Source organism: Erythrobacter aurantius (assembly GCF_023823125.1).
Lineage (GTDB): Bacteria > Pseudomonadota > Alphaproteobacteria > Sphingomonadales > Sphingomonadaceae > Erythrobacter > Erythrobacter aurantius.
Genome location: NZ_CP090949.1, coordinates 2,899,675 through 2,922,152 on the forward strand (window position 1 = coordinate 2,899,675; position 22,478 = coordinate 2,922,152).

Below are 22,478 nucleotides of genomic sequence, written 5' to 3' on the forward strand. Positions count from 1 at the left end.
GCTAGCTGCTTGCCGGTCGCAAACCAAGAAGGTGCGCTGTGTCTTTCAGGAAGATCTTCACATGCGCCAACGGCTTTGACCGGACCAGCTTCTTGTTCATGTAGGCCTGCCAGGTGAGCTGCTGCACATCCTTGTCATCGCACATGTCGACGAACCGTTCGCGCCGCTTGTCCGACGAATACCAGAAATACTGCATGATCCCGAGGATCCAGAAGACGCGGCCATGCTCTTTCATGAAACGGCTGCGGGCAAGTTTGAGCGCCTTGGCCTGACCTGTCTTGAGGAACTCGCTCGCCGCTTCGGCGCTGAAACGGCCGCCGACCATAGCGTAGTAGATCCCTTCGCCCGATGCCGGAGCAACAATCCCGGCCGCATCGCCTGCGACGATCACGTCGGCACCGTTGTCCCATTTCTTGAGCGGCTTGAGTGGTATCGGCGCACCTTCGCGGCGCACGGTTTCGCAGCGGGTCAGATCAAGATCGCCGCGCATTTCCGATACGGCTCCGCGCAGGGAAAACCCCTTGTTCGCGCTGCCTACGCCGATGCTGGCGGTTTCTCCGTGCGGGAAGACCCAGGCGTAGAAATCTGGCGACAAGCGCCCCTGGTAGAACACATCGCAGCGATCGGGATCATAGCGTTCGCCCTTGCCTTCGGGTGACTTGATGATCTCGTGATAGGCGAAGACGCATTTCACCCGCTCGGCATCGGGCAGGCATTGCTTTGCCACGGCAGAGCGAGCTCCGTCGGCACCGATGACGCACCGCGCACGCACCCGCTCGATCGGGCCGCCCCGTTCGCGGCGGAAAGTCACAAGCGGATGAGCGTGTTCATCGCGTTCGACCTTTTCGAAAGTCGCGGTGAGGCGTTCCGCGCCCGACCGCGCCGCGCGTTCGCGCAGCCATTCGTCGAATTCCTCACGATCGACCATGCCGACATAGCCGATTTCGCCGACCGGCATGTCCACCGCGCGTCCTGATGGCGCGATCATCCGGGCCGAACGCGCGCGGGCGACCAGCAGGCTTTGCGGTATGTCGAAATCTTCGAGCAAGCGCGGGGGAACCGCGCCGCCGCATGGCTTGATCCGTCCGCCACGCTCCATCAGCAGCACCGAATGGCCGGCACGGGCCAGATCGTCCGCCGCCGTGGCCCCGGCAGGTCCGCCGCCTACAACAACGGCATCATAGAGCTTCTCTGTCATGCGAATATCTCCCGGTCCTGTGCCTGACTTGCGCGCGTCGGCATGGCCTGACTGCCGGCCGCCCGCACCGCGAGGATCGCGGCGAGGACGAACAGCGCGGCTTCGATGGCAAAGATCAGCTGGAAGGCGCTGCCATCATGCGCCTGCACGCGGCGGGCGATATCGACGCCCATCGCTCCGAACATTCCGCCAAGGCCGAATGCGATTGCCTGTGATGCGCCCCAAACGCCCATGCGCACGCCTTCGCGGGTTTTCTCTCCCGCTCCGGCCAGCCCCATCATCGCTCCGATAGAGGCGACGGCGAACACGCCATTGCCGAGGCCGAGGACGAAGACATTGATCCCAAGCGGCCAGCCCGGCCCGGCAATCGCCGCCAGCGCAAGACCCGCCAGACCCGCCGCCGAAGCGAGGCATCCGGCAACGATCCACAGGCGCAGATCGGAGGTGAGTTTGCCCTTGAACGCGCTGCCGCCAACCCCGGCGACAATCATGCCCAGCAGTATGCCGCCCTGATGCTGGCCGCCCAGCTGCGTAGATTCCCTGGGCGTCATGCCGAAAACCAGCCCGGCGAAGGGTTCAAGGATCAGGTCCTGCATCGAAAATGCGATCATCGAAACGAAGATGAAAATGGTGAAGCGACGTGCCGCAGCCTCGTTCCAGATTTCGGCGATGGCGGCGCGGAAATCGGGCGCGGGTTCGTCCTTGCGCGTTTCCTCGAAAACGACATGCCCTTGCTCAAGCCGGAACACCGCCAGCGCGGTAACGGCAACCGTGACGAGAGCCAGCCCGCTGGCGACTTCCATCAGACGCTCGGGTGAATAGGGATCGAGCAGGGCGCCGACCGTAATCGCCGAGGCGACAATGCCTGCCACCATCATGATCCATGTGGTTGCAGCCGCTGCAGCACGCCTTTGCGGCGCTACGCCCGACGCCAGAAGCGCCAGAGCGGAAGTGCCGCCCATGCCCACACCGATGCCGATCAGCGTATAGGCGATCACCGCCAGCGCGAAGCCCGCGCCAAAGCCGTCCGCCATCATCGGTGTCGCTTGCGAGGCGATCAGAACACCACCGGCCAGCACCGCAAGCCCGGCGAGGACCCACGGCGTCCGCTTGCGTCCCTTGTCGGAAACCTGCCCCCACAAGGGCCGTGTCAACTGAACCGCATAATGCCATGCGACAAAGCCTGCGGGGATAGCTGCGGCCAGCGCGTATTCGACCACCATCAGGCGGTTGAGCACGGTTGTCGAAAGCATCACCAGCGCGCCGATCGATGCCTGCACCATCCCGATGCGGATGATGCCAAACCAGCTCAGTCCCTTGGGCTGCGCAGCGGCCATCAGATGTACCCTCCCAGGCCCAGCGCGGCGGCGAGCATGCCGAAAACGTAGAGCGTCACGCCCACGCCGTTGTACCACGGGGCATATTTGGCAGGGCTGCGCAGCAGGCGCGGCATGGCGGCGAATTGCGCGACCAGTACGCAGCCGACCAGTATCGCCGACAGTTCGTATCCCCACATTGCCAGCAGGGCGATGACGATTAGCTGCGGCACGGCCATGACGACGCAGGCCAATTGCGCAGCCCGCGCAACGCCAAGCGTCACCGGGAGCGATTTGAGCCCGGTTGCCCGATCGCCCTCCACCGCCTTGAAATCGTTCAGTGTCATGATGCCGTGCGCGCCAAGGCTGTAGAGCACCAGCACGATCAGCACTTTTGCCGATGGCATGGCGCCCAGCATCACGGCAGCACCGGTAAACCAGCTCAATCCTTCGTAGGTAAGGCCGACAACCGCCGGGCCGGTCCAGCCGCTCGTCTTGAAACGGAAGGGCGGCGCGCTGTAGCCCCATGCCAGAGCCAGCCCGACCAGCGCAGCGACAAACACCAGCGGGCCAAGCAGCCAGCCGACCAGCGCCGAAACCACCGTGGCGATCATCGCGATATACAGCCCCCAACGCCCGGCAATGCGGCCGGAGGGGATCGGGCGATCGGGTTCGTTGATGGCATCGACGTGGCGATCGAACCAGTCGTTCACCGCCTGGCTCGTCCCGCAAACCAGCGGTCCGGCGAGCAGCACCCCGCCCGCAACAAACCACCAGCGGCCATCAAGCCCGGCGCCCGAAGAAACGGCACCGCACATGAAGGCCCACATCGGGGGAAACCAGGTTATCGGTTTGAGAAGCTGGACAACGTCTCTCAGCGCCGGAACAGGCGCAGGTCGAGTCGAGACAGCCGAGCGCTCCATATTGTGAGGCTATGCCTGACACACCCATGCGTCAAATAAAATTGACATTATGAATCCGACATGTGCCGATTCTGGAACGAAAAAGCGATTTTGGGGTCAAAAACGGGGTTTCAGGGCTCGCTTCGTCTCATGGGCAAAAAGCGACCGGCAAGAGCAGATTAAAAGGCTTTCGAACGCCTTATGTCCGTTTTGGAACGCCTTCAGCAATCGCCCAAAAAGGCAAGGAAACCAGCCTAGTCAGGATCGCTGTCGAGATTGCCAAGCCCGTGGCGGTGCAGCTTGGAATAGAGGCTCTGGCGCGAAAGGCCCAGGATTTCCGCCGCTGACGCGCGATTGTCCGAAGTGTATTGCAGCGCGGCCTCGATACACAAACGCTCGATCAGATCGGTGCTCTCGCGCACGATTTCCTTGAGCGACATGCGCCCTACCAGATCGGTCAATTGCTCGACCGAGCGCGGAAGATCCTGCGATCCCGGCGGCAGATCGCGCAAGCGCCGACCAATCGGGCGGATGACAAAGGCGTACAGCCCGCTATCCCCGCCGCTGCGCACCGCCGAAAGCTCAATCGGTTCGCCTTCCATATCGTCTCCGATACGCAAGACCGTGCTGACATTTCGGGCCGCGCCATGCTGGTCGATCTGGCCTTCGATCAGGTCCAGGTCGATACCCGGACGCCCGATCCAGCTCGACATATGGCGCCCGCGCAAGGTGTCCACGCTGGGCGCTTGCACCAGTTCGACAAAGGCGTTGTTGGCGCTGGCGACTTCAAGATTGGCATCCGCGACAACAAAGGCATCGGGCATCTGCTCGACCAGATCGAGCACCGCAGGCGCGCCTTCGCCGTGCTTCTCATGATCGCCGAAAAAGCGCAGAAGCAGGAATTGGCCGCGATCCTGCGAGAACCCTGCGGCAGAGGCCATGACTTTGCGCGAGCCCTTGTCCAATTCGATCTCGATCGGGGATACCGCCGCCGAGGCAAGCGCCGCACCGATCAGCCCTTGCAGGCGATCACGCGAATCCTTGTCGATCAATCCCGGCAGTTTCTTGCCCGGCAAGGTCGCCGGGCGCGCGCCCATCATCGCATGAGCAGCCGGATTGGCTTCCCTGATGCGCAAGGTCGACGCCTCGACGATCAACACCGCCTCGCCCGACAGGTCAAACAGCATACGGTAACGCGCATCAAGTTGGCGCATCCGCAGATAGTCCCGCTCCAGCGATTGCTGCACCTGCAACAAGCGTTGCTGCATCTTGCCCGCTTCGCGCAGATCGCGACCGAATGCGATCCGGTGCTCGCCGTTGTTCACGCTGAGGACGGCATAGCGGATCGGCACGTCGCCATCGCGGGTCGGGTGGTTGACATGGCGCCAGTGCTGGACTTCGCCGCGACGGGCGGCAGCCAGCATTTCCATGACCTTGGGCCGGCTTTCGACGGTTACCGTCTCGATCCAGTTGGTTCCCTCCCAACCTTCAAAGCCCGGAAAGTCCTTGGGATCGAATGCGGCATCAAGGATCGTGCCGGTGTCATCGAGGATCAAGGTGATGTCGCCCGCAACCATGGCAAGCTTCATGGCGGAATCGGCGTCCAGCGTGTTGAACAATTCTGCGGCCTTGCCGAAGGGGTTCTTGCCCTCGATGGAATGCTTGCGGGTCAGCATCTATGGCCCACCCTATCTCAGCATGTGCGCACGCACCGCGGCGGACTGGACCAGACGCTGTGCTACTTCGAGGGCGGCACGAGCGTCGGCGCCGGTCCCATCGGCTCCCACTTCGGCAACAATTGCAGGGTTCTGATTTATCATTTGGCCACCAATCAAGATGGAGAGGTGCGGATTGGCAGACACGCTGCGCATCGCTTTGATGAGGTTTTCGAGGGCGGAGCTAGGGCAATCGCGGGATACGGTCAATCCTACGAGGTCGAACGGTTCACGGGAAAGCGTATCGAGCAATTCCTTGCGAAGGGGTTTGGTGACAACAGTGCTGTGCCAGCCGGCGCGCGCGAAGATCTCGTCGATCATCACGGCGCCGAAATTATGGGAGTCACCGGGCATTGGTGAAAACAGCGCGCGCGCGGCGGTGGCATCCGGCTGAAAGCGGTTGGCAGGGGCGCGTGTCGAGATCTCCCGCATCACTTCCTGCAGACGCCAAAGGCCCATAGTGACATCGATGAAGTCGCATTCATCGGCATCCCACATTTCACCCAGCTTGCGCGCAGCCGGGGCAAGCAGATCGACAAAAATCGCGTCAACACTGACCCCTTCGGCTAGAAATGCATCAACCTCGGCAATCAGGCTGCTGGCTTCGAGCCGCAATGGCAGGAGCGCGAAATCATCGGCTCTGGGCGGCGCGATGCGGTTCTTTCCATCATGCAGTTCGTCTGACGATCCGACGGCGTGCGCCATCAGCAGGCGCGGTATGATCTCGCCTTCGATAATGGTGTTGATTGAATCATTAGCCAACGGATCCTCGAACCCTTCATGCTGATCGGGCTCCTGCTTCTTCCGTCCAAGCGGATTGGCCATCACCTTACGTAGTGCGGCAGAACCCGCACCGATCATTCCTGCCCCTCTTAAGGCTGCCATAGCAGACCCTTCCCGTCTCCCCGGCTGATAGTCTCCGAGGGTGGCGCGGATCGCGTCGAGGCTGGCGAGGCCGGAAGAATCCCGACTCCTGAACCGCCAACGCGAGCACAGTACACAAGAACACCGCCGCAGGCAACGCGAACCGAAGGGGGCATTGGAGACTGTCTAATTTTGTTTACGTCTAATTAGATTGACACTGCTTGGCACATGGGCGTAGGTTCTGAATCTGGCAGCAAAGGCTATCTACGAGGATGAATCGGCAGAATCTCTCTTCCCCCGCCGAGTCGACTCAGTCGATGAAGCGACAAGAAGCAGCAGGGGGGAAAACGACGGCGCTCTACACGGATGCAGAGCGGCAGCGGAGAGACGAGTCGGTCTGGACTGTCGTCCAAGGTGTCCTCGCTCCTTTACAATTCGTGGTTTTCATTATCAGCCTGGGGCTGGTCATTCGCACACTCACCACTGGCGAAGGGGCCTTCGCGGCAGACGCCTCGATCGTGGTGAAGACGCTTGTACTCTACACCATCATGATCACCGGCTCGATCTGGGAAAAGGTGGTCTTCGGCAAATGGCTGTTTGCACCGGCGTTTTTCTGGGAAGACGTGTTCTCGATGCTCGTGCTGGCGCTGCACACACTTTATCTGGTGATGCTGTTCGGCGCGTTGGGAACGATAGACCAGCGTCTCATGGTCGCTCTCGCTGGCTATGGCGCTTACGTCATCAACGCAGGCCAGTTCCTGTGGAAGCTGCGGATGGCGCGGTTGCAGGGGTCGTCCCCTGAGGCGGTGCCAGCATGAGCCCTCCCGACACCATCACTGCCCCCGCCCTGTCCGGCTGCGATGCGCCGCAGGCAAAGGGCGCGCGCCCGGTCTTGCGCGAACGCGGCCAGCGCGAGGTTTTCTGCGGGCTGACCGGGATCATCTGGCTCCACCGCAAGATGCAGGACGCATTCTTCCTCGTCGTCGGATCGCGCACCTGCGCGCATCTGCTGCAATCGGCGGCGGGCGTAATGATCTTCGCCGAACCGCGCTTTGCCACCGCCATCATGGAAGAGCGCGATCTGGCCGGTATGGTCGATTGCCAGGACGAGCTGGACCGCGTCGTCACCCGGCTGCTGGAACGGCGCCCGGATATCAAGACGTTGTTCCTTGTCGGCTCCTGCCCGTCCGAAGTGATCAAGCTGGACCTTGCGAAAGCGGCACAGCGGCTCGGCGCGCAGCACATGCCCAATGTGCGGATCCTGAATTATTCGGGCAGCGGGATCGAGACGACCTTCACTCAGGGCGAAGACGCATGCCTTGCAGCGCTGGTGCCGGAAATGCCCGTCGCTGATGCAGGCGCGCCCAAGAACCTGTTGCTGGTCGGATCGCTTCCCGACATTGTCGAAGACCAGTTCCTGCGGCTTTTCGACCAGTTGGGCATTGCCAATGTGGCTTCCTTCCCCGCGCGCAATGCGCGTGACCTGCCGCCACTGGGTCCGAACACGCGTTACCTGCTCGCCCAGCCCTTCCTTGCCGACACGGCGATGGCTTTGGAGGATCGCGGAGCCAAGCGGCTGGATGCGCTGTTCCCGTTCGGCGCCGAAGGCACGACCGACTGGCTGAAGGCCGCCGCACGGGAATTCGGCATAGATGAAATGCACTTCAACAGCGTGGTCGCACCGGGCCGCGAACGCGCCAAACGCGCCATCGAGCACACCCGCAGCGCACTTGAGGGCAAGCGCATCAGTTTCCTGCCCGACTCGCAGCTCGAAGTACCGCTGGCACGGTTCCTTGCAACCGAACTGGGCATGGTCCCGGTAGAGGTCGGCACACCCTATCTCCACCGCGCGCATTGCGAAAAAGAGCTCGCCTTGATCCCCCACAATGCGCGGATCAGCGAAGGCCAGCATGTTGATCGCCAACTGGACCGGGTTCGCGAGGACCGTCCCGATCTGACGGTGTGTGGGCTGGGACTTGCCAACCCGCTCGAAGCGGAAGGCTTCGCCACCAAGTGGGCGATCGAACTCGTCTTTTCGCCGATCCACGGTTTCGACCAAGCCGGTGATCTCGCCGAACTCTTTGCGCGGCCGCTGCGGCGCCGCGACATGCTGGAGGTGTAGGCGATGCAGCTTTCGGTATGGACATATGAAGGCCCGCCCCACGTTGGCGCGATGCGCATCGCGACCGCGATGAAGGGGCTGCATTATGTCCTGCACGCACCGCAGGGCGATACCTATGCGGACTTGCTGTTCACCATGATCGAGCGGCGCAACGCGCGTCCGCCTGTCACCTACACCACCTTCGAAGCGCGCGATCTGGGCAAGGATACCGCGCAACTCTTCCAGGATGCCGCGATGGACGCGGTCGAACGGTTCAAGCCTGAGGCGATCATTGTCGGTGCATCGTGTACCGCCGAGCTGATCCAGGACGATCCGGGCGGCCTGTCCGAAGCGATGGACCTGCCCTGCCCCGCGATCCCGCTTGAGCTGCCCAGCTATCAACGCAAGGAAAACTGGGGCGCTGCCGAAACATTCTACCAAATCGTCCGCAATCTGGCGGACAAGGATTTGACGCCTGCCCCGCGCGAAGGGCGCAGGGCGCGCGCCAACATCCTCGGCCCCACCGCGCTTGGCTTCCGCCACCGCGACGATCTCATCGAAATCCGCAAGATCCTTGATCTGCTGGATATCGAGGTCAATCTGGTCGCGCCGCTCAACGCGCGGCCCTCGGACATTACCCGGATCGGCAATGCCGATTTCAACATCGTCCTTTATCCCGAAATCGCAGATGAGGCCGCACGCTGGCTTGAACGCACGTTCAAGCAACCTGCCGTGCGGACCGTCCCTATCGGTGTGAGCGCCACTAGAGCGTTCATTGCCGACGTCGCCGAGCTGGCAGGTGCAGATCCCACGCCTGCCCTCGGCGACACCCATTCCCGGCTTCCGTGGTGGAGCCGCAGCGTCGATTCGACCTATCTCACCGGCAAGCGCGTCTTCATCTTCGGCGACGCGACCCACGCGGTTGCCGCTGCGCGCATTGCCCGTGACGAGCTCGGTTTCGAGGTATGCGGGCTTGGTTGCTACAATCGCGAATTCGCCCGCGAAATCCGTGAAGCGGCCAAGCAATACGGCATAGAGCCACTGATCACCGACGATCACCTCGCGGTCGAGGACGCGATCATCGAAGCCGCGCCGGAAATGGTGCTTGGCACGCAGATGGAGCGCCACATCGCGAAGCGCTTGGGCATGCCTTGCGCGGTGATTTCCGCGCCCGTTCACGTGCAGGATTTCCCGGCACGGCATTCTCCGCAGATGGGCTTCGAAGGCGCGAACGTGATCTTCGACACCTGGGTGCACCCGCTGGTGATGGGGCTGGAAGAGCATCTGCTCACCATGTTCCGCGAGGATTTCGAATTTTCCGATGAAGCGGGCGCATCGCACCACGCGGCGCATTCGCCCAGAACCTTGGCCAAGGCCGAGGCGGCGTCGGAGCCCGAGCCGATCGTTCCCGCCAATGACGGTGATTTGTGGACCGACGAAGCGCAGCGCGAGTTGAAGAAGATCCCGTTCTTCGTGCGCGGCAAGGCGCGCCGCAATACGGAAGCCTTCGCCGCTCAGGAGGGTCGCACCCGGATCGACCTAGAAACCCTGTATGACGCAAAGGCGCACTATGCACGGTAAGGCGGACATCAAGCCGCTTGTCGGTGCTGCGCCCGTCCGGGTTGCGATCATCACGCTCGACAATCATCTGAAAGGCGCAGTGGGACGCGCCGACGCCGTTCTTTCGCGCGACAATATTCACCTATCCCTGCATGCGGCCTCCGAATGGGGAAGCGATAGTGCCGCTCTCGAACAGGCGACGCAGGCAATCGCCCAGTCCGACATCATCATCGTCACCATGATGTTCCTCGACGATCATGTGCGCACGATCATGCCCGCATTGGAAGCGCGGCGCGAAGATTGCGATGCGATGGTCTGCCTGATGTCGGCGGGTGATGTCGTGAAGCTTACGCGGATGGGCAATTATCGCATGGATGCCCCCGCCAAGGGGCCTCTGGCGCTGCTCAAGAAGCTGCGCGGATCGAAAAAACAGGGCTCAAGTTCGGGCGCCGGCCAGATGAAGATGCTGCGCCGCCTGCCGAAGATCCTGAAATACATTCCCGGCACGGCGCAGGATGTGCGTGCCTATTTCCTTACGCTGCAATACTGGCTGGCGGGTTCGGACGAGAACGTGATCGCCATGGTCCGCGCGCTGATCGATCGCTACGCCTCGGGTGAGCGCGAAGGTCGGCGTGGAGAAACGGCTGCTCCGCTGCCACTCGAATATCCCGAAAACGGGGTCTATCATCCCCGCGCGCGCCAGCCGATTTCCGATAGCCTGCTAATGCTGCCGCGCGACGGGGCGCACAATCACGGCGGCAAGAACGGCACGGTAGGACTGATCCTGCTGCGTTCCTACCTGCTGGGCAATGATGCCGGCCATTACAACGGCGCCATCGCGGCATTCGAAGCCGCCGGGCTTAAGGTAGTCCCCGTTTTTGCGAGCGGCCTGGACGCACGGCCCGCCATCGAGAAATACTTTGTCCATCGCGGGCAGGTGATGGTCGATGCAGTGGTCAACCTCACCGGGTTTTCGCTGGTGGGAGGCCCTGCCTACAACGATGCCGAGGCGGCTCGCGGTGTGCTGAGCGATCTCGACGTGCCTTATGTGGCGGCACATGCGCTCGAATTCCAGCCGCTCGAACACTGGCGTTCGCGCGAACAGGGCCTGTTGCCGCTTGAAGCGACCATGATGGTGGCTCTGCCGGAACTCGACGGAGGGACTGCGCCGAGCGTTTACGGCGGTCGCTGTGATGCCGGTGGCGGAACCTGTACGGGCTGTGAGCGCCACTGCGCCACGCCAGTTTCCGAAAAGCTCAATCCGATGCGCGATTGCCCAGAACGTGCAGAGGCGCTGGCGGCGCGCGTGGCCAAGCTGATCGCGCTGCGGCGAAGCGATCGTGCCGCACGCAAGCTGGCGATCGTGCTGTTCAATTTCCCGCCCAACGCCGGCGCCACCGGCACGGCTGCATTCCTGTCCGTATTCGAATCCCTTCAGGCCACTCTCGAACGATTGGCGGCAGAGGGATATGCGGTAGAAGTTCCCGAGAACGTCGACGCGTTGCGGGACGCGATCCTGAAGGGCAATTCGGAGCGGTTCGGGTCCGATGCGAATGTCGCGCACCGTGTGCCGGCGGACGAACATGTGCGCCGAGAGAAGCACCTTGCGGAAATCGAGGCTGCATGGGGCCCTGCGCCCGGCAAGGCGCAAAGTGACGGCGCACATATCCAGGTGCTTGGCGCGCATTTCGGCAATGTCTTTGTCGGTATCCAGCCCGGCTTCGGTTACGAAGGCGATCCGATGCGGCTGCTGTTCGAAGGCAGCTTTGCCCCGACCCACGCCTTCAGCGCCTTCTACCGCTATATCCGCGAGGATTTCGGAGCGCATTCGGTCCTTCATTTCGGGACGCATGGCGCGCTCGAATTCATGCCGGGCAAGCAGGCCGGGATGACGGGCGCGTGCTGGCCCGAACGTCTGATCGGCGACCTGCCAAACTACTATCTCTACGCCGCCAACAACCCATCTGAAGGTTTGCTGGCAAAACGGCGGTCTGCCGCGACCCTGATCAGCTACATGACCCCGCCGCTGGCACAGGCCGGCCTGTACAAGGGCCTCTCCGAGCTCAAGGCCAGCGTCGAACGCTGGCGCGCAAGCACCGACGAGGCCGAACGCGCCGAGCTTGCGGAACTGATCGTCGAGCAATGCGATGCGCTGGATATCGACTGCGGCGAGATGGAGAGCCTTTCGGCCCGCCTCTACGAAATGGAGCGCGCGCTGATCCCGCACGGGTTGCACGTGTTCGGGCGCAATCCGCAAGGTGCAGAGCGCGAGTCCATGCTCGATGCCATGGTCGATGCGAGTGACGTGACCGGCGGCGACAATGATCGCGCGGTCCTCGGCGCGAAACTCGATTCCAGCGACGAACTGGGCGCGCTGATCCATGCGCTTGATGGCTGCTATGTCCAGCCCGCGCCCGGCGGCGATATCGTCGCCAATCCCGATGTCCTGCCGACCGGACGCAACATTCACGGGTTCGACCCGTTCCTGCTGCCCTCGCGCTATGCTTGCAAACAGGGCGAGGAGCAGGCCAATCGCCTGATCGCACGCCATGTCGAAAGCGGTCAGCCTTTCCCGGAAAGCATCGCGATGGTGCTTTGGGGAACCGACAATCTGAAGAGCGAAGGCGTCCAGATCGCTCAGGTTTTGACGCTGATGGGCGCTCGCCCTCGCAGGGACAGCTATGGCCGCCTGTGTGGTGCCGAACTGATCCCGCTCGAACAACTCGGCCGCCCGCGGATTGACGTGGTGGCCACGCTTTCTGGCATTTTCCGCGACCTGTTGCCGCTGCAAACGCGCATGCTGGCCGAAGCCGCATTGCTTGCCAGCCAGGCTGACGAGCCGCTGGAATCCAATTTCGTGCGCAAGCATTCCCTCGCCCAGATGGAACGGCACGGCTGCGACATCGAAACCGCCGCCCTGCGCGTCTTCTCGAACGCAGAAGGTGCCTATGGGGCGAATGTGAACCAGATGATCGAAGGCGGCGTCTGGGCCGACCCGGACGAGCTCGCCAATGCGTTCGAGGTGAACAAGGGCTTTGCCTATGGCGTATCGGGCAAACCGGTGCAGCAGCGAGCCCTGCTTCAGAGCGTGCTGAAGGATGTCGATTTCACCTATCAGAACCTCGAAAGCGTCGAGATCGGTATCAATGATGTCGATCAGTACGTCGACGGTCTTGGCGGGGTTACCCGCTCGGTTGCGAAGGCCAAAGGTGCCGAATCGCCAGTCTATATCCTCGATGCGACGCGTGGCAGCGCCAAGGTGCGCACGCTGTCCGAACAGATCGATTTCGAAACCCGCACCCGGACGCTGAACCCCAAATGGTTCGAAGGGCTGCTGCAGCACGGATACGAAGGTGTCCGGGCAATCGAAGGCCATGTGACCAGCACGCTTGGCTGGTCCGCCACCACCGGTCAGGTCGCGCCTTGGGTCTACCAGAAAATCAGCGAAACATTTGTGCTCGACCCTGAGATGCGCCGTCGTCTCTCCGAGCTCAATCCGAAAGCCTCAGCGCGTGTTGCCGGACGCTTGCTCGAAGCATGCGACCGCAACCTGTGGGAGCCCGACGAGGCGACCCTGGCTGCACTGCGTGAGGCCAATGACGAACTCGAAGACCGCCTCGAAGGCGTTTTCGTGAGCGAATGAGAGAGAGGGATCCAGAACAATGAACCTGCACAATCCGAAATCCGGCTTTTCGAGGCCCGACGGGGAAGGATCTGTTCAGGTCCAGCTCGATCCGCGCGACCAGATCAAGGGTGCAAAGGTTTTCGCCGTCTATGGCAAGGGCGGCATCGGCAAATCGACCACTTCTTCGAACCTTTCGGCGGCCTTCTCGAAACTGGGCCATCGCGTCCTGCAAATCGGCTGCGATCCCAAGCATGACAGCACCTTCACCCTGACGAAGAAGCTGATGCCGACCGTCATCGACGTGCTCGAAACGGTCGAATTCCACAGCGAGGAACTGCGGCCAGAGGACTACATGTTCGAAGGCTATAACGGCGTGATGTGCGTGGAGGCTGGCGGGCCTCCCGCAGGCACGGGCTGCGGCGGCTATGTCGTCGGACAGACGGTGAAGCTGCTCAAACAGCATCACCTGCTGGAAGACACCGACGTGGTGATCTTCGATGTCCTTGGCGACGTGGTGTGCGGCGGTTTTGCCGCCCCGCTGCAACATGCCGAGCGCGCCCTGGTGGTGGCGGCAAACGATTTCGACAGCATCTTCGCGATGAACCGGATCGTCGCCGCAATCGGGGCCAAGTCGAAGAATTACGATGTGCGCCTCGCCGGAGTGGTCGCCAATCGAAGCCGCGAAACCGACGAGATCGATCGGTTTTGTGACCAGATCGGCATGCAGCGCCTCGCCCATTTCCGCGATGTCGATGCGATCCGTCGTTCGCGGCTCAAGAAGTGCACACTCTTTGAAATGGAGGACAGCCCGGAAGTGCAGCAGGCGCAGGACGAATATCTGCGCTTGGCTGCGATGCTCTGGGCCGGAGTGGAACCGAGCACAGCCGCGCCGATGAAGGATCGCGACATCTTCGATTTTCTGGGGTTTGAATGATGGCTACTCGCTCTCCCGAAACACCATACACGGTACGCCGCGAGGCGCTGGCGACCTATTTCGACAGCACCGCCAAGCAAGCGTGGATCGATCTGACTTCCGACGCGAAAGTCAGCGGCATTCGCGCAACCGTCCGCGCCGGGCGCGAGGAAATGCGGAAAACGCTGCTCGACTGGATGCCGCGTGACCTGCGGCGCACGAAGGTTCTCGACGCGGGCTGCGGCACCGGCGCATTGGCGGTGGCGGCCGCCTGCCGGGGGGCGGAAGTCACCGGCGTCGATGTTGCCGGAGGGCTGGTGGAGGTCGCGAAGGAGCGCGCACCCGGCTTTATCGGCCATGGCCGGATCCGCTGGCGTTCGGGCGACATGCTCGATCCCGCACTCGGCAGTTTCGATCATGTGGTGGCGATGGACTCGCTGATCCACTACGCCCCCGAAGACCTCGTTGATGCAGTGGCACAGCTGGCAGACCGGGCGACAGGCTCGATCCTGTTCACATTCGCGCCGCATACCCGCCTGCTGGGCGCGATGCATTCTGTCGGCAAGGTGTTTCCCAAAAGCGATCGCTCCCCTGCAATCGTGCCTGTCTCGGAAACTGAACTGCGCGCACGGCTAGGACGTCTCGATGACTGGAAGATCGGCCGCACGCACCGTGTTTCTTCGGGCTTTTATACCAGCCAGGCGCTGGAACTGGTGAAACGCGGATGAGTAAGAAAGCCCGCCCCAACGTCAAAGTCAGCCAGGCCATGATGGCCTTGCTGCCGTTTGCCGATGCGGCGAGCACCGAACTGCCGCTGGGGCGGCTGCTGCGTCTTGCCCTGTTCCAGGTCAGCGTTGGCATGGCGATGGTGCTGCTCAGTGGCACGCTCAACCGGGTGATGGTTGTCGAGCTGGGCACACCGACATGGCTGGTTGCGCTCTTGATCGCGGTTCCATTGGTCGCCGCGCCTTTCCGCGCGCTGATCGGACACAAATCGGATCGGCACGTGTCGGCGCTGGGCTGGCGGCGTGTTCCGTACATCTGGTTTGGTACCTTGATGCAGTTCGGAGGGCTGGCCTTCATGCCCTTTGCCCTGCTCCACCTCAGCCGTCCGGAAAACTTCGTGCTGGGGCTTGTCGCCGCAGCGGCAGCATTCCTGCTGACCGGAACCGGCTTCCATGTGACCCAGACAGCGGGACTTGCACTCGCCACCGATCTCGCGCCCGAGGACAAGCGTCCGCGTGCTGTCGCGCTGCTTTATGTCATGCTGCTGGTCGGCATGATGATCTCCGCTTTCGTGATCGGCGGGCTGCTGATCGACTTTTCACCGATGCGACTGGTGCAGGTGATCCAGGGCGCGGCGGTGCTTACCTTCGTGCTCAATCTCACAGCCCTGTGGAAGCAGGAAGCACGCGCGCCTGATCGCACCAAGCCGCAGCCCGACGCACCCAGTTTTGGCGAGTTGTGGCATGCGTTTGTCCGCGATGGCCGCAATGCAAGACTGCTGACCGCGATCGGCATCGGGGCCGCCGGATTCGCGATGCAGGATGCTCTGCTTGAACCCTTTGGCGGAGAAATCCTTGCCATGTCGGTCGGCGCGACAACGACTTTGACCGGCGCATGGGCATTCGGATCGCTTGTCGGTTTCATGCTTTCCGGTCGCTGGCTGTCGCGCGGAGGCGATCCCCTGCGTATTGCCGGGCTCGGGCTTGTTACCGGAATCAACGCGTTCCTGATCGTGATGTTCGCTGCGCCATTCGGCTCCCCGGCGATGCTTTACGTCGGCGCGACGCTGATCGGCCTTGGTCTGGGGCTGTTTTCGGTCGGCACGCTGATCGAGGCGATGAACCTCACCAAAAGCGAAACCGCCGGGCTGGCGCTGGGCGCATGGGGTGCTGTTCAAGCAACCTGTGCAGGCGCCGGGATCGCGCTGGGAGGCGCGCTGCGGGATATCATCGCTGCAATCGCCATCAACGCCGATCCGAGCGCCGCAATCGCGACCCGGGCCACCGGATACACCACTGTCTACATGATCGAGGTGCTGCTGCTGCTGGCAGGCCTCGCCGTGATCGGACCGCTTGTCGGACGTTCCGACGAAGATTCCATCAATTCGCGGGATAGCGCGGACCAGAAGTTTGGTCTGCGTGAGTTCCCGACATGACCGCGTGCCCAAAGCAATTCGGGGGGACGGCGCAGTCGAACCCGGGGACAGCCGCCACTGCCCCCAAGCCAATGAAGGGAAAGTAGAATGGGTAACACTTACATTGCAGGGGTATTCGACGTTGCAGAACTGTCGTTCATCCTCTTCTTCATCTTCTTCGTGGGCCTCGTGGTCTATCTGAACCGCGAAAGTCGCCGCGAAGGCTATCCGCTCGAACACGAACAATCCGGCGCCGTGCAGCCGGGCGTTCCGCTAACCGATGGCACCAAGAAGACCTTCAAGCTGCCGCATGGTCGCGGCACCTACACACCTGAAGATCTGCCGCGCGATCCGGTGAACATCGCAGCCAAGCAGGCCTTCGGCGCACCAGGTGCTCCGTGGGTTCCCACGGGTAATCCGATGGCCGACGGCCTTGGCCCGGCAGCCTATGCCAATCGCAACGACTATCCCGATCTGACGTTCGATGGTCGTCCGCGTATCGTGCCCATCGGCAACAGCCACGAAATCGAGATCGCTCCGAAAGATCAGAACCCCGTAGGCCTGCCGGTCTATGCCGCGGACAAGAAGCTGGCCGGTACGGTGAGCGATGTCTGGGTCGACCAGTCGGAGCACATCATCCGCTATCTCGAAGTGACGACCAATTCAGGCAAGAAGGTGCTCGCCCCGATGTTCGTCTGCGCCGTTCAGGGTAAGAGCTGGCTTGGCGGCATCATGCCGATCGTCGACGATCAGGTTCCGCTGATCGATATCGATGCGATCCGCGCCGACCAGTTCGACGCGGTGCCTGAACTTGCCATTCCGGGCCAGATCACCCGGCTCGAGGAGGACAAGATCATGGCCTATTACGGTGGGGGTTACATGTATGCGACCCCGGAGCGGGCTGAACCATGGCTGTAACGCTCAAGCCCGAAGACGAAACCGAGGCCGGTCCCAGTGCCCATGGAGACCCCATGGGTACGCCGACCATGGATGAAAAGGTGTTGTGGAAGGGCCAGCCAGATCTGGCGGTCCTTTCACGAACCGCCTTTCACACTCGCACGGTGGGCCTGTATTTCGTCGCGCTGATCGCGATTTCCGCAATCCTCGGAAACATCACGACCGCGATCGTTTGCGCGGTTCTGGGGGTTGCAGGCGTTGCCGTTCTACATACCCTTGCATGGGTATCGCGGCGCACGACACTCTACATCCTGACCGACACGCGTCTGATCATGCGGATCGGAATGGCGCTTGAAACGCGGATCAATGTGCCGCTCAAACATGTGCTGTCAGCCGATCTCAAGATGCGGGGCAAGGAACACGGCGATATCGCGTTGAAAATCGGCGGCGAACGTCTGCTCGGCTTTTTCCTGCTGTGGCCGCATACGCGCCCCTGGCACTTTGCCCGGCCCGAACCGATGCTACGCGGCATTCCCGATGCGCAAAAGGTCGCAGCCTTGCTGGCGGATGCTTGCGCGAATGTCGTCCAGATCGAGCGAAATTTGACCGAGATCAATGTTTCGCAACCTCAGAGCGTCCAGCAACAGGATGCCGCTGCGCGGCCTTCGCGCGGGCCATCGAGCTTGCCTGAAAGCAGCAGCGGCGGATTGGAAGGAGCACCGGCGTGATCGTACGCGAATATGAAGAGGACGAAATCCACGTCCACAAGGTGCCCCTGATACTTATGGGCGGGCTGATTGCGATCACGCTTGCGCTGACGGCATCGGTCTCATTCGGCTTCTTTGAGCGGCAGGCGATTCCCGACCTCGCCCGCACCGAGGCCGGGACGACAATGGCGGCGACCCGTTCGCTGCAATTCTACGATGAAGCCGACGGTACCGTCCGGGTCGAGGACGCTTCGACCGGCGAGGAAATTGTCAGCTACGGACCCGGCACCGGTGGCTTCGTGCGCACCACCATGCGCAGTTTCGCTCATCAGCGCCGCATTCGCGGCATCGGTCGGGAAACGCCGTTCGAGCTGATCCAATGGGACAATGGCTCGATCACCCTGCGCGATCCGACCACCGGAAAAGGCGCGGAACTATCGGCATTCGGCCTGGGCAATCACAAGACCTTTGCCGACATGCTGGAAAAGGAGGCGCGCTGATGGGTGCTGCGACAGTCAAGGGATCGGCTGCGTCGAAGAGTCGCGGAGCGCGACAGTTCGATACCCCGTGCTTCATCACCGTGGAGCAAAGCTCTGACCATTTTCACGCGCATGTCGATCTGGCCGACGGCATCGAGATGGAGCCGGGGGACAAGGTGCTTGTCCACGGCGATCCGATATCGATCCCGTTCGGCAGCAGGCAGGTGTTTGAACGCACCGCCACAATTACCCGCGCAGGGCCGCTTGCCCGCGCCCTCACCCGTCTCGCCGCCTATTTCGATCTGGCCGAGCTTTACGAGGTGAGCTTCAACGCCGGGAGGATCAAATGAACGCATACAAGCCCATGACCAGCGAGGAGGCGATGGAACTCGCCACTCAGGACACGATGCTGACCCCGCGTTTCTACACCACCGATTATGACGCGCTGGATGCGATCGACGTGTCGCCCGTGCGTGAAGAGTGGGACGCCCTTATCGCGGAAATGATCGGCGATCCGAACAAGAAGCACTTCAAGCACAACGACAGCTTCAAGGGTGTGATCGAAGGGCTCGACCCGGCGCTGCGCAAGGAATTCACCGATTTCCTCGTCAGCTCGATGACGTCGGAGTTTTCGGGCTGCGTGCTCTACGCCGAAATCGCCAAGCGGACGAAGAACCCGGACGTGAAACAGCTGTTCAAGCTGCTGGCTCGCGATGAAAGCCGCCATGCCGGTTTCATCAACGAAAGCCTGAAGGATGCCGGGATCGGCGTCGATCTCGGCTTTCTGACCCGGACCAAGAAATACACCTATTTCAAGCCGAAGTTCATTTTCTACGCGGTCTACCTGTCGGAGAAGATCGGCTATGCGCGGTACATCACGATCTACCGGCATCTGGCGCGCAATCCGGAAAACAAATTCCACCCGATCTTCGACTGGTTCGAGGAATGGTGCAATGACGAGTTCCGCCATGGCGAGGCCTTTGCCATGCTGCTCCGCTCTGATCCGAAGCTGCTGGAAGGCGCGAACAAGCTGTGGGTGCGGTTCTTCCTGCTGTCGGTCTATGCCACAATGTACGTACGCGACCATCAGCGACCCGTGTTCCACAAGGCGCTGGGCGTTGATCCGACCGAGTATGACTACAAGGTGTTCGACATCTGCAACCAGATCAGCCGCCAGGTCTTCCCGGTGGAACTGGATACCGATGATCCCGCGTTCCGGCGCAAGATGGAAGCCCTGCGTCAGGCAGCACTGCGGATTGAGGACGGCAAGGAACAAGGCGGCATCACCGGCTTTGCAAAGCGCATCAGCGGCATGGCTGGAGCAGGATTCAATTTCGCGCGGATGTATTTCCACCGCACCAAGCCGAACACTCTCCCGCAATCCATCCGGCTTTATCCCGCATGGTAGACTGGCATGGCCATATCGTGCCGTTCATCGTGACGGTGGCCATATGGTTCATGGCGACCGGGCTGATTGCCTGGGCGGATAATCGTGAGCGGGCGACTTTCAGGCGCAGCGTGATGATCGGCGGGATCGGCGGAATCATCGGTCTGATCGCGATCCTGATCGCATCGCAATTCGTGACCGCACTGGCGGTATATTCGGCGTTTGCCGGGGCTTTGCTGGTCTGGGGCTGGCACGAAATCGGCTTCCTCACCGGGGCGGCAGCCGGCCCACGGCGGGTTGCCTGCGAGCCGGAAGCGCGCGGGTTTGACCGCTTCACGCAAGCCAGCGCAACGGTGATCCATCACGAAATCGCTCTCGCGCTGACAGCGCTGATGCTGATTTCCCTGTCGTGGAACGCCCCAAACCAGATCGGCGCGATGATTTTCGTGCTGATGTTCGGGCTGCGGCTATCGTCGAAGATCAACCTGTTTGTCGGCGTGCCCAATTCGACCACTGAGATGCTGCCCGCGCATCTCGACTATCTGAAGAGTTATTTCGGGCGCAATCGCATGACCTGGCTTCTGGCCGTATCGATTGCGCTGATCCTGGCGCTGGCCTGGCAATTCGCCGGTTACGCGATGGCCGCCCCTACGGGCAGCCCGGAAATGGTGGGCGCCAGCCTGCTGACCGCGCTGTGCCTGTTGGGCGCGCTCGAACACCTGTTTCTGGCCCTGCCATTCCGCGACGGAATGCTGTGGGGCTGGGCGTTCACACGGCGGGGCGCCGTGCGAGCCAAGAAGATACAATGAGATGCAAACAGAGGGTAAAGTGATGGACTTCGAAGCCTATTTCGCCAGCGAGCTGGACAGCGTGCGCGAAGAAGGGCGCTACCGCGTCTTCACCGATATCAAGCGGCACCGGGGCAAATTCCCGCATGCAACCCGCTTTATCGAAGACGAGACGCAGGCCGTCACTGTCTGGTGCTCGAACGACTATCTCGGCATGGGCCAGCATCCCAAGGTGCTTGAAGCCATGCACAACGTGCTCGACGAATGCGGAGCGGGTGCCGGAGGCACGCGCAACATTTCGGGTACGAACCATTATCATGTCGAACTGGAAGCGGAGCTCGCCGACTTGCACGGCAAGGAAAGCGCGCTTCTGTTCACCAGCGGATATGTATCGAATTGGGCGGGTCTGGGAACGCTCGCGGCCAAGATCCCGGGCTGCGTAGTCTTCTCAGATTCGCTCAACCACGCTTCCATGATCGAGGGCATCCGTCACAGCCGTGCGCCCTACAAGATATGGAAACACAACGACGTCGAGGATCTCGATCGCCACCTGTCCGAATTCGGCCCCGAAGTGCCTAAGCTGGTCGCCTTCGAAAGCGTCTATTCGATGGATGGCGACATCGCCCCCATCGCCGACATTCTCGATGTTTGCGAGAAGCACGGGGCGATGAGCTATATCGATGAAGTCCACGCTGTCGGCCTGTACGGCCCGCGCGGCGGCGGCGTTGCCGAACGTGAAGGCTTGATGGACCGGATCACCGTGATCGAAGGCACTCTGGGCAAGGCCTATGGTGTGATGGGCGGCTATATCGCCGCCAGCCGCAATCTGGTCGATTTCGTGCGCAGCTTTGCCAGCGGCTTCATCTTCTCCACCGCCCTGCCCCCGGCCGTCGCCGCGGGCGCGGCAGCGAGCATCCGCCACCTCAAGGAAAGCAGCGCGGAACGCGATCTGCAGAAAGAGCGGGTGGAACAGGTGCGCCGCAAGCTGGACATGATGGGCATCCCCCATCTCGCCAATCCCAGCCATATCATTCCGGTGATGGTGGGCGATGCGCACAAGTGCAAACGGATCAGCGACTGGCTGATGGACAATCACGGCATCTACGTGCAGCCTATCAACTATCCCACAGTTCCCGTGGGAACCGAGCGTTTGCGGCTAACGCCTTCGCCGGTGCATGACGACGGCGATATCGATCGACTGATCAACGCACTGAGCGAAATCTGGTCGCAGTGCGAACTGGCGAGGATGGCTACGGCTGCCTGATTTCTGCTTCGTCAGGCACGGCGGGTACGGGATCGAACATTCCACGCGCCCGTGCTTCGGCGAAAATCTCGACGAACTTGGGATTGCCAAGGCCCGGATGACGGGCCTCCATGGCGAAGGTCAGATTGGCAGTCTTGCCCTCGCCTTCGACGATCACGACGCCCACCATGCCGGCCGCATAGTGCGGGATGCATTGATATCCGTAGACGCCCGGCTTTGGCAGGACGTAACGGATTTCCTCGTTGACTTCGCCTTCCCATCCCTTTGCCCCGTCGGGCAGCATAGTGGCGATAGACGAAGACTGGTGACTAGGCTGGGTCGGGATGAAACGGATCGTATCCCCAACCTTCGCACTGACGAGTTTCGGTTTGAACACGTGCATGCGTGACGAATTCTCAGGATCGACAGTGTACATGTAAATGTCGATGACCCGGCCGTTGGGCTCCACTTCCGGACCTTCGGTTTCAGGGGTCGGAGCGGCTTCGGCTTCTTCGGCAGGTGCACCACCAGCCTGATTGCAGGCGCCGAGCAGCGGGATCGCCGCCATTGCTGCAAGCCCAAGGGCCAAGGTTGTAAACCGCCGCATCAGTTGTTCGCTCAAGCCCCAGAAACGGCTTGCCCC

At 61.8% G+C, this 22,478-nt stretch carries 20 protein-coding genes; 14 read left to right on the top strand and 6 right to left on the bottom strand.

Features of this window, described 5'->3' with window-relative positions:
• Position 1: 1 nt before the first annotated feature.
• The 5 genes from L1K66_RS13945 to L1K66_RS13965 all read right to left on the bottom strand — a co-directional run bounded on the left by L1K66_RS13945 (position 2) and on the right by L1K66_RS13965 (position 5,992).
• Entirely contained in the window at positions 2-1,198 is a 1,197-nt protein-coding gene (locus tag L1K66_RS13945; protein WP_252258402.1) for a geranylgeranyl diphosphate reductase, read from the bottom strand.
• Positions 1,195-2,535: a BCD family MFS transporter gene (locus tag L1K66_RS13950; protein ID WP_252258403.1), complete on the bottom strand. Its 1,341-nt coding sequence runs from the start codon at positions 2,533-2,535 to the stop codon at positions 1,195-1,197. The genes L1K66_RS13945 and L1K66_RS13950 overlap by 4 nt, the downstream gene beginning before the upstream one ends.
• Positions 2,535-3,437, bottom strand: coding sequence for a chlorophyll synthase ChlG (gene chlG / locus L1K66_RS13955; protein ID WP_252258404.1), 903 nt, complete (start codon positions 3,435-3,437; stop codon positions 2,535-2,537). Before chlG ends, L1K66_RS13950 begins: the two co-directional genes overlap by 1 nt.
• A gap of 233 nt (positions 3,438-3,670) precedes the next feature.
• Positions 3,671-5,092, bottom strand: coding sequence for a transcriptional regulator PpsR (gene ppsR, locus L1K66_RS13960; protein ID WP_252258405.1), 1,422 nt, complete (start codon positions 5,090-5,092; stop codon positions 3,671-3,673).
• Between the two features lie 12 nt (positions 5,093-5,104).
• On the bottom strand, positions 5,105-5,992 hold the full coding sequence (locus L1K66_RS13965) for a cobalamin B12-binding domain-containing protein (protein WP_252258406.1): 888 nt from the start codon (positions 5,990-5,992) through the stop codon (positions 5,105-5,107).
• Positions 5,993-6,312: 320 nt separating this feature from the next.
• Between L1K66_RS13965 and bchF the strand changes: the two genes are divergently transcribed.
• The 14 genes from bchF to hemA all read left to right on the top strand — a co-directional run bounded on the left by bchF (position 6,313) and on the right by hemA (position 21,856).
• Entirely contained in the window at positions 6,313-6,813 is a 501-nt protein-coding gene (gene bchF / locus L1K66_RS13970; RefSeq protein ID WP_252258407.1) for a 2-vinyl bacteriochlorophyllide hydratase, read from the top strand.
• Complete coding sequence (locus L1K66_RS13975; protein ID WP_252258408.1) at positions 6,810-8,117, top strand: ferredoxin:protochlorophyllide reductase (ATP-dependent) subunit N; 1,308 nt, start codon at positions 6,810-6,812, stop codon at positions 8,115-8,117. Before bchF ends, L1K66_RS13975 begins: the two co-directional genes overlap by 4 nt.
• Before the next feature lie 3 nt (positions 8,118-8,120).
• Positions 8,121-9,677 (top strand): ferredoxin:protochlorophyllide reductase (ATP-dependent) subunit B, encoded by a 1,557-nt coding sequence (bchB, locus tag L1K66_RS13980; protein ID WP_252258409.1) that lies wholly within the window; start codon positions 8,121-8,123, stop codon positions 9,675-9,677.
• Complete coding sequence (locus L1K66_RS13985; protein WP_252258410.1) at positions 9,667-13,299, top strand: magnesium chelatase subunit H; 3,633 nt, start codon at positions 9,667-9,669, stop codon at positions 13,297-13,299. The genes bchB and L1K66_RS13985 overlap by 11 nt, the downstream gene beginning before the upstream one ends.
• A gap of 19 nt (positions 13,300-13,318) precedes the next feature.
• Positions 13,319-14,215 (top strand): ferredoxin:protochlorophyllide reductase (ATP-dependent) iron-sulfur ATP-binding protein, encoded by an 897-nt coding sequence (gene bchL, locus L1K66_RS13990; protein ID WP_034955126.1) that lies wholly within the window; start codon positions 13,319-13,321, stop codon positions 14,213-14,215.
• Positions 14,215-14,922, top strand: coding sequence for a magnesium protoporphyrin IX methyltransferase (gene bchM / locus L1K66_RS13995; RefSeq protein ID WP_252260520.1), 708 nt, complete (start codon positions 14,215-14,217; stop codon positions 14,920-14,922). The genes bchL and bchM overlap by 1 nt, the downstream gene beginning before the upstream one ends.
• A complete protein-coding gene (locus tag L1K66_RS14000; RefSeq protein ID WP_252258411.1) occupies positions 14,919-16,355 on the top strand; it encodes a BCD family MFS transporter in 1,437 nt (478 codons plus the stop codon). The genes bchM and L1K66_RS14000 overlap by 4 nt, the downstream gene beginning before the upstream one ends.
• Before the next feature lie 87 nt (positions 16,356-16,442).
• Positions 16,443-17,252, top strand: coding sequence for a photosynthetic reaction center subunit H (gene puhA, locus L1K66_RS14005; protein ID WP_252258412.1), 810 nt, complete (start codon positions 16,443-16,445; stop codon positions 17,250-17,252).
• A complete protein-coding gene (puhB, locus tag L1K66_RS14010) occupies positions 17,243-17,959 on the top strand; it encodes a photosynthetic complex putative assembly protein PuhB (protein ID WP_252258413.1) in 717 nt (238 codons plus the stop codon). Before puhA ends, puhB begins: the two co-directional genes overlap by 10 nt.
• Positions 17,956-18,438 (top strand): photosynthetic complex assembly protein PuhC, encoded by a 483-nt coding sequence (gene puhC / locus L1K66_RS14015; protein WP_252258414.1) that lies wholly within the window; start codon positions 17,956-17,958, stop codon positions 18,436-18,438. The genes puhB and puhC overlap by 4 nt, the downstream gene beginning before the upstream one ends.
• Positions 18,438-18,767 (top strand): hypothetical protein, encoded by a 330-nt coding sequence (locus L1K66_RS14020; protein ID WP_252258415.1) that lies wholly within the window; start codon positions 18,438-18,440, stop codon positions 18,765-18,767. Before puhC ends, L1K66_RS14020 begins: the two co-directional genes overlap by 1 nt.
• Positions 18,764-19,825 carry a magnesium-protoporphyrin IX monomethyl ester (oxidative) cyclase gene (acsF, locus tag L1K66_RS14025; RefSeq protein ID WP_252258416.1) on the top strand — a complete coding sequence of 354 codons (1,062 nt, stop codon included), beginning with the start codon at positions 18,764-18,766 and terminating at the stop codon, positions 19,823-19,825. The genes L1K66_RS14020 and acsF overlap by 4 nt, the downstream gene beginning before the upstream one ends.
• Positions 19,819-20,613 (top strand): putative photosynthetic complex assembly protein PuhE, encoded by a 795-nt coding sequence (gene puhE / locus L1K66_RS14030; protein ID WP_034955132.1) that lies wholly within the window; start codon positions 19,819-19,821, stop codon positions 20,611-20,613. Before acsF ends, puhE begins: the two co-directional genes overlap by 7 nt.
• Before the next feature lie 22 nt (positions 20,614-20,635).
• The gene (hemA, locus tag L1K66_RS14035) at positions 20,636-21,856 is read left to right on the top strand and encodes a 5-aminolevulinate synthase (RefSeq protein WP_034955133.1); all 1,221 of its coding nucleotides are present in this window, start codon (positions 20,636-20,638) and stop codon (positions 21,854-21,856) included.
• Here hemA and L1K66_RS14040 read toward each other — a convergent pair.
• On the bottom strand, positions 21,843-22,457 hold the full coding sequence (locus L1K66_RS14040) for a plastocyanin/azurin family copper-binding protein (protein WP_252258417.1): 615 nt from the start codon (positions 22,455-22,457) through the stop codon (positions 21,843-21,845). The genes hemA and L1K66_RS14040 overlap by 14 nt on opposite strands.
• Positions 22,458-22,478 lie beyond the last annotated feature (21 nt).

Coding starts and splice junctions, on each gene's coding strand:
- L1K66_RS13945 (WP_252258402.1), bottom strand. CDS start 1,198: ATGACAGAGAAGCTCTATGATGCCGTTGTTGTAGGCGGCGGACCTGCC.
- L1K66_RS13950 (WP_252258403.1), bottom strand. CDS start 2,535: ATGGCCGCTGCGCAGCCCAAGGGACTGAGCTGGTTTGGCATCATCCGC.
- puhA (WP_252258412.1), top strand. CDS start 16,443: ATGGGTAACACTTACATTGCAGGGGTATTCGACGTTGCAGAACTGTCG.
- L1K66_RS13975 (WP_252258408.1), top strand. CDS start 6,810: ATGAGCCCTCCCGACACCATCACTGCCCCCGCCCTGTCCGGCTGCGAT.
- bchB (WP_252258409.1), top strand. CDS start 8,121: ATGCAGCTTTCGGTATGGACATATGAAGGCCCGCCCCACGTTGGCGCG.
- L1K66_RS13965 (WP_252258406.1), bottom strand. CDS start 5,992: ATGATCGGTGCGGGTTCTGCCGCACTACGTAAGGTGATGGCCAATCCG.
- puhB (WP_252258413.1), top strand. CDS start 17,243: ATGGCTGTAACGCTCAAGCCCGAAGACGAAACCGAGGCCGGTCCCAGT.
- ppsR (WP_252258405.1), bottom strand. CDS start 5,092: ATGCTGACCCGCAAGCATTCCATCGAGGGCAAGAACCCCTTCGGCAAG.
- bchL (WP_034955126.1), top strand. CDS start 13,319: ATGAACCTGCACAATCCGAAATCCGGCTTTTCGAGGCCCGACGGGGAA.
- bchM (WP_252260520.1), top strand. CDS start 14,215: ATGGCTACTCGCTCTCCCGAAACACCATACACGGTACGCCGCGAGGCG.
- hemA (WP_034955133.1), top strand. CDS start 20,636: ATGGACTTCGAAGCCTATTTCGCCAGCGAGCTGGACAGCGTGCGCGAA.
- acsF (WP_252258416.1), top strand. CDS start 18,764: ATGAACGCATACAAGCCCATGACCAGCGAGGAGGCGATGGAACTCGCC.
- chlG (WP_252258404.1), bottom strand. CDS start 3,437: ATGGAGCGCTCGGCTGTCTCGACTCGACCTGCGCCTGTTCCGGCGCTG.
- L1K66_RS14020 (WP_252258415.1), top strand. CDS start 18,438: ATGGGTGCTGCGACAGTCAAGGGATCGGCTGCGTCGAAGAGTCGCGGA.
- L1K66_RS14000 (WP_252258411.1), top strand. CDS start 14,919: ATGAGTAAGAAAGCCCGCCCCAACGTCAAAGTCAGCCAGGCCATGATG.
- L1K66_RS13985 (WP_252258410.1), top strand. CDS start 9,667: ATGCACGGTAAGGCGGACATCAAGCCGCTTGTCGGTGCTGCGCCCGTC.
- bchF (WP_252258407.1), top strand. CDS start 6,313: ATGAAGCGACAAGAAGCAGCAGGGGGGAAAACGACGGCGCTCTACACG.
- puhE (WP_034955132.1), top strand. CDS start 19,819: ATGGTAGACTGGCATGGCCATATCGTGCCGTTCATCGTGACGGTGGCC.